A 13,820-nucleotide genomic window follows, 5' to 3' on the forward strand; every position below is an offset into this window, starting at 1 on the left:
CAGAGCCTACGATGAATCAGAGCCTGAACCTCGCGCCTTTGAGCGCAGCCCCTGTCACCCTGGCCCAGTTGCTCTTCAGCAGTGCGGAACGCTTCGCCGGTCGCACAGCCATCGAGGAAAACGGCCAATGTATCGACTATGCCCGCTTGCCCGAACGTGTCTTGGAATTCACCAGGGGCTTGATGGCACTGGGCATCCAGGCGGGTGACCGGGTTGGTGTCTGGGCGCCCAACAGCGCTGACTGGATCCTCGCAGCGCTTGGCATCCAGTGCGCCGGTGCAGTGCTGGTGCCGATCAACACGCGCATGAAGGGCCCGGAGGCCGCCGATGTGCTGGAGCGCAGCGGTTGCCGGGTGTTGTTCGTCCAGCAACGTTTTCTCGATGTCGATTACCCGGCGCTGCTGGCACCGCATCGGCCGGCCAGCCTGGAACACCTGATCATTGTCGAGGGTGAAACGCCTGCCCAGTCTTCGGACCTCACCCTTGCGCAGTTCTTGCTTGGCGCGGCGACTATCGATGCCGACAGTGCCAGGCGCCGTGCGCTGGCAGTCGGCCCCGAGGCCATGTGCGATCTGTTGTTCACCTCCGGCACCACCGGCAAGCCCAAAGGTGTGATGAGCGGCCACGGCCAGAACCTGCGGGCCTTCACCGAATACGTCAAGATCATTGGCCTGGTGCCGGGCGATCGTTACCTGATCGTCAATCCGTTCTTCCATGCCTTTGGCTACAAGGCCGGATGGCTGACCTGCCTGATCGGCGGCGCGACCATCCTGCCCCACGCGGTGTTTGACGCAGAAGCGGTGTTCGAGCGCATCGCCCGCGAGCGCATCAGCGTACTGCCCGGTGCGCCGACCCTGTACCTGTCGCTGCTGGCCCATCCCCGACTCAAGCAAACCGATCTGTCGAGCCTGCGCATCGCCGTGACCGGCTCGGCCAGCATTCCGCCAAGCCTGATCGAGCGCATGCGCAACGAGTTGGGATTTGCCGTGGTCACCACCGCCTACGGACTCACCGAGTGCGGAGGGCTGGCGACCATCTGCGATCCCCGGGACTCGGCGCAGGTGATCGCCGGCACCAGCGGACGGCCAATTGCCGGCACCGAAGTGAGCATCCGCGATCCGCATAACCTGGCGCTGGAACCAGGGCAGACCGGAGAGATTTGCCTGCGCGGCTTCCACGTCATGCAGGGCTACTTCCAGAACCCCGAAGCGACCCGCGAAGCCATCGACGCCGAAGGCTGGCTGCACACCGGCGATGTCGGGCGCCTGGACGAGGCGGGCAACCTGATCATCACCGATCGCTTGAAGGACATGTTCATTGTTGGCGGTTTCAACTGCTACCCGGCGGAAATCGAAGCGGCGCTGATCAAACACCCGGCGATTGCCCAGGTGGCGGTGATCGGTATCGCCGACGAACGCATGGGCGAGGTCGGCTGTGCTTGCGTGGTGCTGCGCGAAGGTCAAGTGCTCGATGAGGCTCAACTGATCGCCTGGAGCCGCGAGCAAATGGCCAATTACAAGGTGCCGCGCCAAGTGCGCTTCTTCGACGCCTTGCCATTGAACCCCTCGAGCAAGGTGGCGAAAAACGAACTGCGCGCGCTGGTGGGCAGCACCCCGGCGTAAATCGGTCCCATCTCGCCAAATGGACGATGTGCGCGGCGGCGGTTCTTTTCATGCTGCGTTGACACAAGCACAAAACAACAAAAAGGAGAGGAGCATGCTTACGCGAAATACGGTTGTGCGCCATTCGGCAAATCTGTGGGGAGGACGCAGCCTGTTGGCGGCGACCATTACCGTTGCCGGTGCCTCGGCCCACGCTGCGCCGACGATCGAACTGGGGGAAAACACCACACTGGAATCGGCGTTGACGGTCAACTACACCGCTTCCATGCGCACCGCCAAACAGGCCAATCAATATCTCAACGACCCGAACAACGACGACGGCACGCGCAACTTCAAGCGCGGCTCCTTGATCAACAATCGTCTGAGCCTGTTCGGCGAGTTGTTGCTCAAGCATGACAACCTCGGCGCGGTGCTGCGCGGGAGTGATTTCTATGACGACGTCTATCACCAGCGCAATGCCAACGACTCACCGGACACAGTGAACAAGTTGGGACACAACGATGGTTTCAGTGATGAAACCAGAAGGCAGAGCGGCAGCACCGCGCGCCTGCTGGATGCCTATGTGTATGGCAACTTTGAAATGGGCGAGACACAGTACTTGTCGCTCAAAGCCGGGCGGCATCTGGTGGCCTGGGGCGAGAGCCTGTTCTGGCCCAACATCAGCCAGGGGCAGGCCCCGGTGGATGCCACCAAGTTCAACGTGCCCGGCACCGAGGCCAAGGACTCCTACCTGCCGGTGGGGCAGGTGTCGGGCTCCTGGTCGCTGAATGAAGACCTGGCACTGGTGGGCTACTACCAGTACGAGTGGGAAAAGACTGAACTGAACCCGGTGGGGGACTATTTCGGCAGCGATACCTTTGGTCCCGGTGCCGAATTCTTTCGTCTGGGTCGTGGGCAGGTAGACGGCTTGCCGAGCGGTGTGGCGGTCGGTTATGGCGGTGAGAAAGACCCCAGCGACAGCGGCCAATGGGGCGTTGGCGTGCGTTACCGGGTCACCGAGAACACCGAGGTGGGGCTTTTCCATTACCGCTACAACGAGCGCATCGGCTCATTGTTCTTCGACTTCACCGGCACCACCCAATATTCATCGCTCAAGAGCATTGGCCATGACGGCACCGCGCCGATCTATCGCCTGGGCTACTTCGAAGACGTCAAGCTCACCGGCATCAGCTTCAGCTCCAAGGTCGGCGATTCGGTGCAGTATGCCGGTGACCTGAGCTACCGCGACGGCGCCTCTGTCTACCTGAACAACGGCTCGCCGACCACCGGGCAAATCTGGCAAGGCAACCTCAACGCGTCGTACATCCTCGGGCCAAGCTTGCTGGCCCAGCAGACGACCTTCATGGGCGAAGTGGTGCATCAGCGCATCGCCGGGGTGGACAGCCTGACAATCACCGGCGGAGGCCCCGGCGTGGACGGTACCTTCGATGAATTCGAATCGAAGACTCAGACCCGCGGTTCGACCCTGCTCGGCGTGGGCGCCTACATGGACTACCCGTCCATTGCCAACGGCCTGGACCTCAGCACCAAAGTGGTATGGACGCAGAACGTCGACGGCAGCGCCTATCAGGGGCTGGGGCGCGACGAGAAGCGTCTGACCGTGGGCGGTGACTTCAAGTATCTGGGCAACTTCCAGATCGGCATGACCTATGTCGCCTACCTGAGTTCGCCTGACGTCGCCCAAGGCCGGCTGCTGGCTGACCGCGATTACCTGTCGCTCAACGCCAAGTACACCTTCTGATGAACAGGGCTGCGTCGCGATGAGGCGACGCAGCCTGCGTTCGTAGCCTGATAACAATAAAGAGAGGCATCTCATGAACCCTCGTCCGACCCCGTCACCGTTCAGCCCGATTGCGATTGGCCCACTGACCCTGAAAAACCGCTTTATCAAGTCCGCCACCAATGAGGGCATGAGTGCCCAGGGCGTGCCTTCCAGGCAGTTGGTCAAGTTGCACTCGGACCTGGCCGCGGGCGGTATCGCCCTGACGACCGTGGCCTACTGCGCGGTGAGCAACGATGGCCGTACTTTGCCCAACCAATTGACCCTGACCCAGGCCAGCCTGCCGCATTTCAAGGCCCTGACCGACGGCGTGCATGAAGCCGGTGGCCTGGCCAGCGCACAAATCACCCACGGCGGCTGCTTTACCTTTATCCGTGAACGTTCGACCAAGCGTCCGCTGTCGGCCAGCGGCGGCTTCAACAAGATCGGCTTGATGAGCGGCATGTTCCTCAAGCAGGCGATGAACGAGGCTGACATGCAACAGGTGGTGCGCGACTTCGCGCAGGGCGCGCGCCTGGCACGCCAGGCCGGTTTCGATGCGGTGGAAATCCACATGGGCCACGGCTATTTGCTCAGCCAGTTCATTTCGCCGATGTACAACAAGCGTCGAGACCAGTACGGCGGCAGTCTGGAAAACCGCCTGCGTTTTCCGCGCCGGGTGTTGCGCGCGGTGCTGGATGCGGTCGGTCATGAGATGGCGGTGATCTGCAAGTACAGCGTCACCGAAGGGGTTCGCGCTGGTAACAGTGCCGAAGACGGGGCGAAGATCGCCCGCATGCTGGAGCAGGAGGGCGCCCACTTGCTGGTGCTCAGCGCGGGGATGAACGCCGAGTCGATCACCACCATGTTCGGCTCCTCGTTCCCCAAGGAAAACCGCGTACAGCAGAAGAACAAGATCATTGCCCTGGCGATGGCCATCCAGCGCCGCAAGGAACCGACCGTGGAGTTCCGCGAGCTGTATCTGCTGGAACATGCGCGCAAGGTGCGGGCGGCGGTGAAGATGCCGCTGGCGTATCTGGGCGGCGCCAAGAGCCTGGCGAGTATCGAGACGATCATGGCCGAGGGTTTCGATCTGGTCGCCATGGGCCGGGTATTGCTGGCCGAGAATGACTATGTCAACAAGCTCGCCAGTGGCACCAGCCGCGATTCGATCTGCACCGCCTGCAACCGCTGCGTGGCGATGATGTACACGCCCGGTGGCACCTCCTGCGTACTGGGTAAGCCCGGTGATGCCGAATTGAACCGCCTGCCGGCGGCGGGGGCCTGAAATCGAGCCCTGGTGGCAGGAGCGAGACTTGCCCGGCTGGAACGATAACGCGGTGACACAGGGACACCGCATCGTCCAGTTCGCGGGCAAGCCTCGCTCCTACAACGAACCAGATACCGCGGCGTCTTTATCAAACCGCGTCGCCACGGGTTTCAACCGTTCTGCAGGAAGTCGATGCAGCTGCGGTTGAACAATTCGCGGTGTTCCACCTGGACCCAATGCCCGCAGCGGTTGAGCACGATGAACCGGGCATTCGCTGCGCCATCGATGATGCGCTGGGCGCCGCTGACCGGGTTGAAATGATCGTTGTTGCCCCAGAAACCGAAGATCGGGCACTGAATCTCGCCCAGGCGCGATTCCATGTTCTGCACCATCATCGTGCTGAACAGGTTCTTCGGTTGAGTCACGGCCACCGCCACGCGTTCTTGCAGCAGGCTTTCCGGCAGGATCGAATCGTCGAACAACTGCAGACGCATCATGTTGCGCATTTCTTCCATGCCAATGGGCCCGGCGCTGAACAGGCTGACCATGCGCACGATGCCTTCCATCTTGAAGTAGGTTTCCCGCTCCTCGACACCGCCAGGTGCCAGCAGGATCAGACTCTGGGGCAATTGCGGCAGGCGCAGGGCCAGGCCCAGGGCAATCGCACCACCCAATGAGTTACCCAGTAGCGTGCAGCGCTTCACGCCGACGGATTCCAGGACGGCCGCCACGCAGTCAACGAAAAAATCCAGGTTGTACTGTACGTCTTCGGGTTTGTCCGAGCGGCCGAAACCCGGAAGGTCGAGCACGAGGTTGCGGTAACCGGCAGCGACGAACTGCGGATAGTTACCCTTGAAATTACTGTAGCCACTGGCGCCCGGGCCGCTGCCATGCAGCCACAGCACCACGGGGCCCGTGCCCTCATCCAGGTAGTGCAGGCGCAACCCGTTGGGCAGCGTTGCGTAATGGCCGACGGGCAGGGGCAGGTCTACGGGTTGATTCATGGGGTTCTCCATTGTCTGCGGATTCATGAAGCACAGCCGCGCCAGGCGCCGGAGCAGATTGAAGGGGATGCAGCGCCTGGCGAGGTGCGCACCCCGCCAATGCTGGGCGTTGACGGGAGGGATCACATCGTCCGTTCAGACCACGCGGCGATAGTCTCATCGGACGATGTGTGGCCAGGCACTTGCCGCTAATCATGCAGGGGACGGCTCCACTGCAAGGGCAGCGGGCCGCAGCGTATTCGTCCATTCGGAGATTGCTATGAAGTTACTCGATAAAGTGGCGTTCGTGACCGGTGCCGCGCAGGGCATGGGCCAGGCCATCGTGCGTGGATTTGTCGCCGAAGGCGCCAAGGTGGTGGCGGTCGACCTCAACCAGATTGCGCTGGCCGAGAGTCTTGCGGACCTGGGCGATAAAGTCCTGGCCCTGGCCTGCAATGTTGGTGACAGTGCTTCCGTGGCCGATGCCATGGGCCAGGCCGAGCAACACTTCGGCGGCCTCGACATCCTGGTCAACAACGCGGGCGTCGGCGCCCTGGACAGCTTCCTTGAAACCCCTGACGAGAGCTGGGCGCGGGTGATCGGCGTGAACCTGGGCGGCACCTTCCTGTGCTGTCGCGAAGGCGCCAGGCTGATGATCAAGGGTGGACGCAAGGGAGCGATCATCAACCTTTCCAGCACCGCCGCGCTGACCGGCGACGGTCCCAGCCACTACTGCGCCTCGAAAGCCGGGGTGATGGGCCTGACCCGCTCGATCGCCCGGGAACTGGCCGCCAGCGGTATTCGCGTCAACACCCTGGTGCCGGGACCGACCAATACCCCAATGATGGCCGGCATCCCTGACGACTACATGCAAGCGCTGCTGAAAAACGTGCCGTTGGGCCGCATGTGCGAGACGGACGAAATCGCCCGTGTTGCGGTGTTCCTCGCGAGCGAAGACGCCAGTTTCATGACCGGCCAGAACGTTGCCGTCAACGGCGGCATGGCCTTTATCTGATCGGAGAGAGACTGATGAACAAGCGTTTACAGGGAAAAATCGCCTTCGTTACCGGCGCGGGTTCCGGCATCGGCGAAGCCACCGCGCTGCGGTTTGCCGAGGAGGGCGCTACTGTGGTGCTGTGCGGGCGCCGCGTTGAGCCACTGCAGGGTGTGCAGGAAAAAATTCTCGGCTTCGGCGGCCAGGCTGAAATCGCCGTCGCCGATGTCAGCGACGAGCAAGCCTACGTCAGTGCACTGCAAGCCACGGCACAACGTCACGGACGTCTGGACATCCTGGTCAATAATGCGATGGCCTACACCTGGGGCGACATCGACAACATGACCACCGCCGACTGGCACGCCAACTTCGCCACCACCGTCGATGGCACCTTCTTCGGCACGCGCACGGCGATGCGCCTGATGAAAGAGCAGGGCGGCGGTTCGATTGTCAACATCGCCTCGATCTGCGGGCTGTTCGGTACCGCGCAGATGGCCGGTTACTCGGCGGCCAAGGCGGCAGTGATCAACTTCAGCCGTGCAGCGGCCAGCGAAGGCGCGCCGCACAACATCCGTTGCAACGTGATCATCCCGGGCGTGGTCGATACCCCGGCGACCGCCGGCATGCTCGGCGACAAGAAGGCCCGTGCCAACACCGAAAAAGTCATCCCGATGAAACGGGTCGGCCTGCCGGTGGAGCTGGCGAACGCCATTTTGTTCCTGGCCAGCGACGAGGCCTCCTATGTCACCGGCGCCAGTCTGGCGGTCGACGGCGGACGTGGTTCCGACCTGTACACGGTGTTCGACTGATGGGCCTGGAATCCGCCGCGCTGCTTGAGCGCATCGACCGCCTGGAGTCGCTGGACGCGATCCGTCAACTGGCCGGCAAATACGCGCTGGCCCTGGATATGCGTGACATGGACGCCATGGCCAACTGTTTCGCCCCGGATGTGCGTGTGGGTCGCGACAAGAGCGGTCGGGCGCACCTCAAGGCCTGGCTGGACGAAACCATGCGCAAGCAGTTTCACGGCACGTCCCATCACCTGGGCCAGCACATCATCGAGTTCAGTGACCCGGATCACGCCACAGGCGTGGTCTATTCCAAGAACGAGCATGAGACGGGCCCCGAGTGGGTGATCATGCAGATGCTGTACTGGGACGACTACGAGCGGATTGATGGGCGCTGGTGTTTCCGTCGTCGCCTGCCGTGCTACTGGTATGCGACCGACCTGAACAAGCCACCGATCGGCGGCTTGAAAATGCGTTGGCCGGGGCGCGAGCCCTATGCCGGTACCTTCCACGAACTGTTCCCGTCCTGGGATGCGTTCTGGGCGAAACGGCCGGACAAGGAAGCGTTGCCGGAAATTGCCGAGCCGGCGCCGTTGGAGGGGTTTCTTGCGACGCTGCGACGCGGGGCGGGTGACCCGAAGATTCGGGTTCGCTGACTTCGCCCCTGCTCGCGAAAAACGCGCGGGCAATGGGGGCATTCAGACAGTCCGCGTTATCGTTGACGTCCATCGCGAGCAGGCTCGCTCCCACAAGGATCTGCGTGGACCCTGTAGGAGCGAGCCCGCTCGCGAAAAACGTGCGGACAACGCGGGCATTCAGACAGCCCGCGTTATCGTTGACGTCGATCGCGAGCAGGCTCGCTCCCACAAGGATCTGTGTGGCACCTGTAGGAGCGAGCCCGCTCGCGAAAAACGCGCGGACAATGGGGGTATTCAGACAGCCCGCGTTATCGTTGACGTCCATCGCGAGCAGGCTCGCTCCCACAAGGATTTGCGTGGAACCTGTAGGAGCGAGCCCGCTCGCGAAAAACGCCAGGACAACGCGGGCATTCAGACAGCCCGCGTTATCGTTGACGTCGATCGCGGGCAGGCTCGCTCCCACAAGGATCTGTGTGGACCCTGTAGGAGCGAGCCCGCTCGCGAAAAACGCGCGGGCAATGGGGGCATTCAGACAGCCCGCGTTATCGTTGACGTCCATCGCGAGCAGGCTCGCTCCCACAAGGATCTGCGTGGACCCTGTAGGAGCGAGCCCGCTCGCGAAAAACGCCAGGACAACGCGGGCATTCAAACAGCCCGCGTCATCGTTGCCGACTATCGCGAGCAAGCTCGCTCCCACAAGGATCTGCGTGGACCCTGTAGGAGCGAGCCCGCTCGCGAAAAACGTGCGGGCAATGGGGGCATTCAGACAGCCCGCGTTATCGTTGACGTCCATCGCGAGCAGGCTCGCTCCCACAAGGATCTGCGTGGAACCTGTAGGAGCGAGCCCGCTCGCGAAAAACGCGCGGGCAATGGGGGCATTCAGACAGCCCGCGTTATCGTTGACGTCCATCGCGAGCAATGGGGGTATTCAGACAGCCCGCGTTATCGTTGACGTCCATCGCGGGCAAGCCCGCTCCCACAAGGATTTGCGTGGACCCTGTAGGAGCGAGCCCGCTCGCGAAAAACGCGCGGGCAATGCGGGTATTCAGACAGCCCGCGTTATCGTTGACGTCCATCGCGAGCAGGCTCGCTCCCACAAGGATCTGCGTGGACCCTGTAGGAGCGAGCCCGCTCGCGAAAAACGCGCGGGCAATGGGGGCATTCAGACAGCCCGCGTCATCGTTGACGTCCATCGCGAGCAGGCTCGCTCCCACAAGGATCTGCGTGGAACCTGTAGGAGCGAGCCCGCTCGCGAAAAACGTGCGGACAACGCGGGCATTCAGACAGCCCGCGTTATCGTTGACGTCCATCGCGAGCAGGCTCGCTCCCACAAGGATCTGTGTGGACCCTGTAGGAGCGAGCCTGCTCGCGAAAAACGCCAGGACAACGCAGGCATTCAGACAGCCCGCGCCTCCCGCGGCATTCCCAGCGCCCGTTCGGCAATGATATTGCGCTGTATCTCGTTACTGCCGCCATAAATCGTGTCGGAGCGGGTGAACAGGAACAGCGACTGCAAACGGCTCAGCTGGTAAGGCGCGCCCTCGAGGATTTCTGCCTCGTCGCCCAACACATCCATCGCCAGTTTCCCAAGATCCGAGTGCCAGGTGGACCAGGCCAGTTTGTAGATCATGGCTTCTCGCTTGAGACTGCCATCCTGCGGACCGGAGAGCATGCGCAGCGAGTTGTAGCGCAACACCTTCAGTCCCGACCACGCCTGTGCGATGCGCTGGCGCAGCAACGGGTCGCGCGAGGCGCCATTGGCGCGGGCGATGCGGATGATTTCATCGAGCTCGTTTTGAAATTGCATCTGTTGGCCCAGCGTCGAGACACCGCGTTCGAAGCCGAGCAGGCCCATGGCGATTTTCCAGCCGTCGCCCGGTTGGCCGATCAGGTTATCGGCGCGGGTGACTGCCTGATCGAAAAACACTTCGTTGAACTCGCTGGTGCCTGTCAATTGCTGGATCGGCTGCACGCGGATCTGCGCCTGGGCCATCGGCACCAGCAGGAATGACAGGCCATGATGCCCTTGGCTCCCGGGCTCTGTCCGCGCCAGCACGAAACACCAATCGGCTTCGTGCGCCAGCGAGGTCCAGACTTTCTGGCCGCTGATAAGCCAGTGTTCGCCCGTGTCATCGAGCCTGGCCCGGGTTTGCACGTTCGCCAGATCGGAACCGGCGCCGGGCTCGGAATAGCCCTGGCACCAGAACTCGCTGCCAGTGAGGATGCCTGGCAACAAGCGTTGTTGCTGGGCAGGGGTGCCGAAGGCGGCCAGGGTCGGGCCGACCAGTCCTTCGCCGATATGGCCCATGCGTCCGGGGCCGCCGGCCCGGGCGTATTCCTCATGGAAAATCACCTGCTGGCAGATGCTCAGTCCTCGCCCACCCTGCTCTGTGGCCCATCCGAGACCAATCCAGCCACCTGCGGCGAGTTCTCGCTCCCAGGCTTTACGTTCCTCGGGAAAACTATGCTCGTCGCCGGGGCCGCCGCGATAGCGCAGCGACGCAAACTCACCACTCAGGTGCTCGGCCATCCATTGGGCGACCTCTTGACGGAAAGCCTCGTCGGCCTTGCTGAAACCGATTTTCATGCGTCTTCTCCAAACAGGTGTGTCGCCATGCGTTCACGATGCAGCGCCGGGCTGCCCAGCAATTGCTCGCTGGCGCGGGCGCGCTTGAAGTACAAGTGCGGGTCGTATTCCCAAGTGAAACCTACGCCGCCATGCAACTGGATCGATTCGGCGGCGCAGTGGAAAAATGCTTCGCTGGCATGGATCTTCGCCGTCGCGGCAGCCATGGCCAGTTCGCTGGCCACCGCGATATCACCTTCGGGGTCGAGGTGTTCCTGCACGACGCAGGCGGCGTAGTAGATCGCGGAACGGGCGCACTCGACCTGCAGCATCATGTCGGCGCAGCGGTGCTTTATGGCCTGGAAACTGGCAATGGTGCGGTTGAATTGCCGGCGTTCGGCAATGTACGCCAGCGTCAGGTCGAGCACTTGCTGCGCGCCACCGACCTGTTCGGCGGCCAGGCCGGCGGCGGCAATCGAAAGGGTCTCGCGCAGCACCGGCCAGCCCTGGTCGGGGGCGCAGAGCATTTGCGCCTCGTTAACGAACACATCGTGCAGTTCGATACGTGCCAGGCGCCGAGTCTGATCCAGGGTGGGCAGGGGCGTGCACAGGATCCCCGGCGTATCGGCAGCGAGGGCGAACAGGCTGATACCCGATTCCCCCACGCTGCCGGGGTTGCGCGCAGCGACGATCAGCAAGTCCGCTTGTGCCCCGTCGATGACCTGGGTGTAGACGCCGTTCAGGTAGCAGCCGCCGGCAGCGGGCCGGGCGATCGCTTGCACACTGCGTGCATCCCAGCCTTTGCCACTGGCGAACGCCAGCGTCGCCGTGGTTTCACCGGCGGCAATCGCACTGAGCCAGTGTTCCTGGAGGGCCGTGTTGTGTCCCGCCAGGAGCGCAGGGGTGGCCAGGCAGGTCGTGGCGAACAGCGGCGAGCCCAACAGGAAGCGACCGCTCTGTTCCAGCAGAATCGCCAGCTCGACAAACCCCAGGCCCATGCCACCGAAATGCTCAGGGATCATCAGCGCCGGCCAACACAGCTCAAGGCCGATGCGCCGCCAGACATCGGGGTCGTAACCGTCCGCGCGACTCATGGCGGCACGCACGGCATGGGAATCGCTGGCGGCGGCGAGAAAACGCTCGGCGCTGTCGCGAATCATCAGGTGTTCTTCGGTAAAAGCGAACTCCATGGGGTTGTCTCTGCAAGGCGGATGGATGCAGCAGTCTGGGTTGTTCGGGGCGACTGTCGAATCACTAAAACGGACTAGTGCGCAGGCAGTTGGTTGCGCCGCGTCATCGTTCTTCGCCCGCAGGAGCGCGCAGGCCGTGGTGGTGCTTAGTCTCAACGGACGATGAAGCGGCGGGCGGCGCTTTGCACAATGCTCGCCACGCACCCCCTTCAGCCAATGAGAACTTAGGCATGATCGATATTCGTGGTTTGAGCTATTTCGTCTCCCAGATCGAGAACCTCAGTCAGTGGCAGCGTTATGCCGAAGACGTGCTGGGCATGCAGGTGCATGCGGCGCCGGGCGGGGGCCTGTACGTAAAAATGGACGAGCGCCCGTTTCGCATGCTGATCGTCGAAGGCAGCGAGGCACGTTATCTGGCATCCGGCTGGGAACTGCCTGGCGAGCCGGCGTTCCAGGCGGCCCTCGAGCACCTGACTGCCGCGGGTATTGAATGGCAGCCGGGCACCCCCGCCGAAATCGATCAGCGTGGTGTCCAGGCACTGGTCAAAGTCACCGATCCGTCGGGCAACACCCATGAACTGAGTTGGGGTCATCGCTCCGACTGCCTGCCGTTTGTGTCGCCCCAGGGTGTGCCGCGTTTCATCACCGGCGACATGGGCCTGGGCCATACCGTGCTGCCGGCGCCGAACTTCGACGCCACGCTGGCGTTCGCCAAGGACGTGCTGGGTTTCGAGCTGTCGGACATTTTCAACTTCCGCCCGGATCCGTCCAAGCCACCCGTGCGCATTCACTTTCTGCATTGCCATAACGCCCGCCATCACAGCCTGGCGCTGGCCGAATACCCGGTGCCGTCAGGTTGCGTGCACGTGATGGTCGAGGTGGATTCGATGACTGAAGTCGGTCGTGCCCATGACCGGTTGCTGGCCCATGACGTGAACCTGTCGGCAACGCTTGGCCAGCACCTGAACGATCGCATGACCAGTTTCTACATGAAGACACCGTCGGGATTCGATCTGGAATACGGCTTTGGTGGATTGCAAGTCGATTGGGCCGAGCATTCGGCATTCGAGTTCACCCGCGTGAGCATTTGGGGGCACGACTTTTCGGTCGGCCGACAGTAAGGAATTGTCATGATAAATAAACAGATGACAGCGGCCGATGCGGTCGCTCAATTACGCGATGGCATGACCATCGGTTTCGGCGGTTGGGGGCCACGGCGCAAGCCGATGGCGATCGTGCGCGAGATCCTGCGATCAAACGTCAAGGACCTGACCGTGGTGGCCTACGGCGGCCCGGAAGTGGGCATGCTGTGCGCCGCCGGCAAGGTCAGGAAACTGGTGTTCGGTTTCGCCACCCTCGACGCCATTCCCCTGGAACCCTATTACCGCAAGGCCCGCGAGGCCGGTGAACTGGAGTTGCTGGAGCTCGACGAAGGCATGTTCCAGTGGGGGTTGCGCGCCGCCGGCATGCGCCTGCCATTTCTGCCGACCCGTTGCGGTCTGGCGACTGACGTCATGCGCCTGAATCCGCAACTCAAGACCGTCGCGTCGCCTTATGCCGATGGCGAGGTACTGCTGGCGATGCCGGCGTTGAATCTCGATGTGTCCTTTGTCCATGTCAATGTCGCCGATCGCCTGGGCAATACCCTGGTGACCGGTCCGGACCCTTATTTCGATCACCTGTTCGCCCGTGCCGCGCAACAGTGTTTCGTCTCCTGCGAACGCCTGGAAGAACGTCTGGCATTGAGCGCCGAGCAGGCTCGATTCAATACCTTCGAGCGCTATCTGGTGAGTGGGGTGGTGCATGCACCGCTCGGTGCACACCCGACCGCTTGCGCCCCTGATTACGGCTGGGACATGAAACATCTTAAGGGCTATGTCGCCAGCAGCCAGGCGGAAAACGGCTGGCAGGACTACGTGCAGACCTACGTCGCCGGCGGCGAGCAGGCCTATCAGGCACAGAACGGCGGTGCCGACTCCATGGGCGCCTTGCCCCTTCCCGTGTTCTGAG

At 62.6% G+C, this 13,820-nt stretch carries 12 protein-coding genes; 8 read left to right on the forward strand and 4 right to left on the reverse strand.

The window, feature by feature from the left end; translation table 11 throughout:
• The first annotated feature begins 11 nt into the window (after window positions 1–11).
• The 3 genes from BLV61_RS00625 (at window position 12) to BLV61_RS00635 (ending at window position 4,669) form a co-directional block, all read left to right on the forward strand.
• On the forward strand, window positions 12–1,622 hold the full coding sequence (locus BLV61_RS00625) for a FadD3 family acyl-CoA ligase (protein WP_090461793.1): 1,611 nt from the start codon (window positions 12–14) through the stop codon (window positions 1,620–1,622).
• Window positions 1,623–1,716: 94 nt separating this feature from the next.
• The gene (locus BLV61_RS00630; RefSeq protein ID WP_047529086.1) at window positions 1,717–3,363 is read left to right on the forward strand and encodes a DUF1302 domain-containing protein; all 1,647 of its coding nucleotides are present in this window, start codon (window positions 1,717–1,719) and stop codon (window positions 3,361–3,363) included.
• Window positions 3,364–3,436: 73 nt separating this feature from the next.
• Window positions 3,437–4,669 carry an NADH:flavin oxidoreductase gene (locus BLV61_RS00635; protein WP_047529088.1) on the forward strand — a complete coding sequence of 411 codons (1,233 nt, stop codon included), beginning with the start codon at window positions 3,437–3,439 and terminating at the stop codon, window positions 4,667–4,669.
• Window positions 4,670–4,821: 152 nt separating this feature from the next.
• Here the strand turns inward: BLV61_RS00635 and BLV61_RS00640 are convergent, their stop codons facing one another.
• A complete protein-coding gene (locus tag BLV61_RS00640; RefSeq protein ID WP_090461796.1) occupies window positions 4,822–5,655 on the reverse strand; it encodes an alpha/beta fold hydrolase in 834 nt (277 codons plus the stop codon).
• A gap of 259 nt (window positions 5,656–5,914) precedes the next feature.
• Between BLV61_RS00640 and BLV61_RS00645 the strand changes: the two genes are divergently transcribed.
• Genes BLV61_RS00645 through BLV61_RS00655 form a run of 3 tightly spaced genes read left to right on the forward strand, consistent with a single transcriptional unit; the run spans window position 5,915 to window position 8,072 of the window.
• Window positions 5,915–6,649, forward strand: coding sequence for an SDR family NAD(P)-dependent oxidoreductase (locus BLV61_RS00645; protein WP_047529092.1), 735 nt, complete (start codon window positions 5,915–5,917; stop codon window positions 6,647–6,649).
• Between the two features lie 14 nt (window positions 6,650–6,663).
• A complete protein-coding gene (locus tag BLV61_RS00650) occupies window positions 6,664–7,437 on the forward strand; it encodes an SDR family NAD(P)-dependent oxidoreductase (protein WP_047529094.1) in 774 nt (257 codons plus the stop codon).
• A 5-nt stretch (window positions 7,438–7,442) separates the two neighbouring features.
• Complete coding sequence (locus BLV61_RS00655; protein WP_208604219.1) at window positions 7,443–8,072, forward strand: nuclear transport factor 2 family protein; 630 nt, start codon at window positions 7,443–7,445, stop codon at window positions 8,070–8,072.
• 875 nt (window positions 8,073–8,947) lie between these two features.
• Here the strand turns inward: BLV61_RS00655 and BLV61_RS00660 are convergent.
• The 3 genes from BLV61_RS00660 to BLV61_RS00670 form a co-directional block, all read right to left on the reverse strand.
• A complete protein-coding gene (locus BLV61_RS00660; protein ID WP_090461801.1) occupies window positions 8,948–9,364 on the reverse strand; it encodes a hypothetical protein in 417 nt (138 codons plus the stop codon).
• An 86-nt stretch (window positions 9,365–9,450) separates the two neighbouring features.
• Window positions 9,451–10,641, reverse strand: a complete 1,191-nt coding sequence (locus BLV61_RS00665) for an acyl-CoA dehydrogenase family protein (RefSeq protein WP_090461803.1) — start codon at window positions 10,639–10,641, stop codon at window positions 9,451–9,453.
• Complete coding sequence (locus BLV61_RS00670; RefSeq protein ID WP_090461805.1) at window positions 10,638–11,810, reverse strand: acyl-CoA dehydrogenase family protein; 1,173 nt, start codon at window positions 11,808–11,810, stop codon at window positions 10,638–10,640. The genes BLV61_RS00665 and BLV61_RS00670 overlap by 4 nt, the downstream gene beginning before the upstream one ends.
• Before the next feature lie 230 nt (window positions 11,811–12,040).
• On the opposite strand from BLV61_RS00670, the gene BLV61_RS00675 reads away from it, so the two are divergent.
• A complete protein-coding gene (locus tag BLV61_RS00675) occupies window positions 12,041–12,931 on the forward strand; it encodes a VOC family protein (RefSeq protein WP_047529101.1) in 891 nt (296 codons plus the stop codon).
• A gap of 12 nt (window positions 12,932–12,943) precedes the next feature.
• A complete protein-coding gene (locus tag BLV61_RS00680) occupies window positions 12,944–13,819 on the forward strand; it encodes a CoA transferase subunit A (RefSeq protein ID WP_090469653.1) in 876 nt (291 codons plus the stop codon).
• Window position 13,820 lies beyond the last annotated feature (1 nt).

Source organism: Pseudomonas mohnii (genome assembly GCF_900105115.1).
Lineage (GTDB): Bacteria > Pseudomonadota > Gammaproteobacteria > Pseudomonadales > Pseudomonadaceae > Aquipseudomonas > Aquipseudomonas mohnii.

What these genes read in the sequence shown, in the direction of transcription:
- BLV61_RS00625 (WP_090461793.1), top strand. Translation starts at nt 12, where the DNA reads ATGAATCAGAGCCTGAACCTCGCGCCTTTGAGCGCAGCCCCTGTCACC.
- BLV61_RS00630 (WP_047529086.1), top strand. Translation starts at nt 1,717, where the DNA reads ATGCTTACGCGAAATACGGTTGTGCGCCATTCGGCAAATCTGTGGGGA.
- BLV61_RS00635 (WP_047529088.1), top strand. Translation starts at nt 3,437, where the DNA reads ATGAACCCTCGTCCGACCCCGTCACCGTTCAGCCCGATTGCGATTGGC.
- BLV61_RS00640 (WP_090461796.1), bottom strand. Translation starts at nt 5,655, where the DNA reads ATGAATCAACCCGTAGACCTGCCCCTGCCCGTCGGCCATTACGCAACG.
- BLV61_RS00645 (WP_047529092.1), top strand. Translation starts at nt 5,915, where the DNA reads ATGAAGTTACTCGATAAAGTGGCGTTCGTGACCGGTGCCGCGCAGGGC.
- BLV61_RS00650 (WP_047529094.1), top strand. Translation starts at nt 6,664, where the DNA reads ATGAACAAGCGTTTACAGGGAAAAATCGCCTTCGTTACCGGCGCGGGT.
- BLV61_RS00660 (WP_090461801.1), bottom strand. Translation starts at nt 9,364, where the DNA reads ATGGACGTCAACGATAACGCGGGCTGTCTGAATGCCCGCGTTGTCCGC.
- BLV61_RS00665 (WP_090461803.1), bottom strand. Translation starts at nt 10,641, where the DNA reads ATGAAAATCGGTTTCAGCAAGGCCGACGAGGCTTTCCGTCAAGAGGTC.
- BLV61_RS00670 (WP_090461805.1), bottom strand. Translation starts at nt 11,810, where the DNA reads ATGGAGTTCGCTTTTACCGAAGAACACCTGATGATTCGCGACAGCGCC.
- BLV61_RS00675 (WP_047529101.1), top strand. Translation starts at nt 12,041, where the DNA reads ATGATCGATATTCGTGGTTTGAGCTATTTCGTCTCCCAGATCGAGAAC.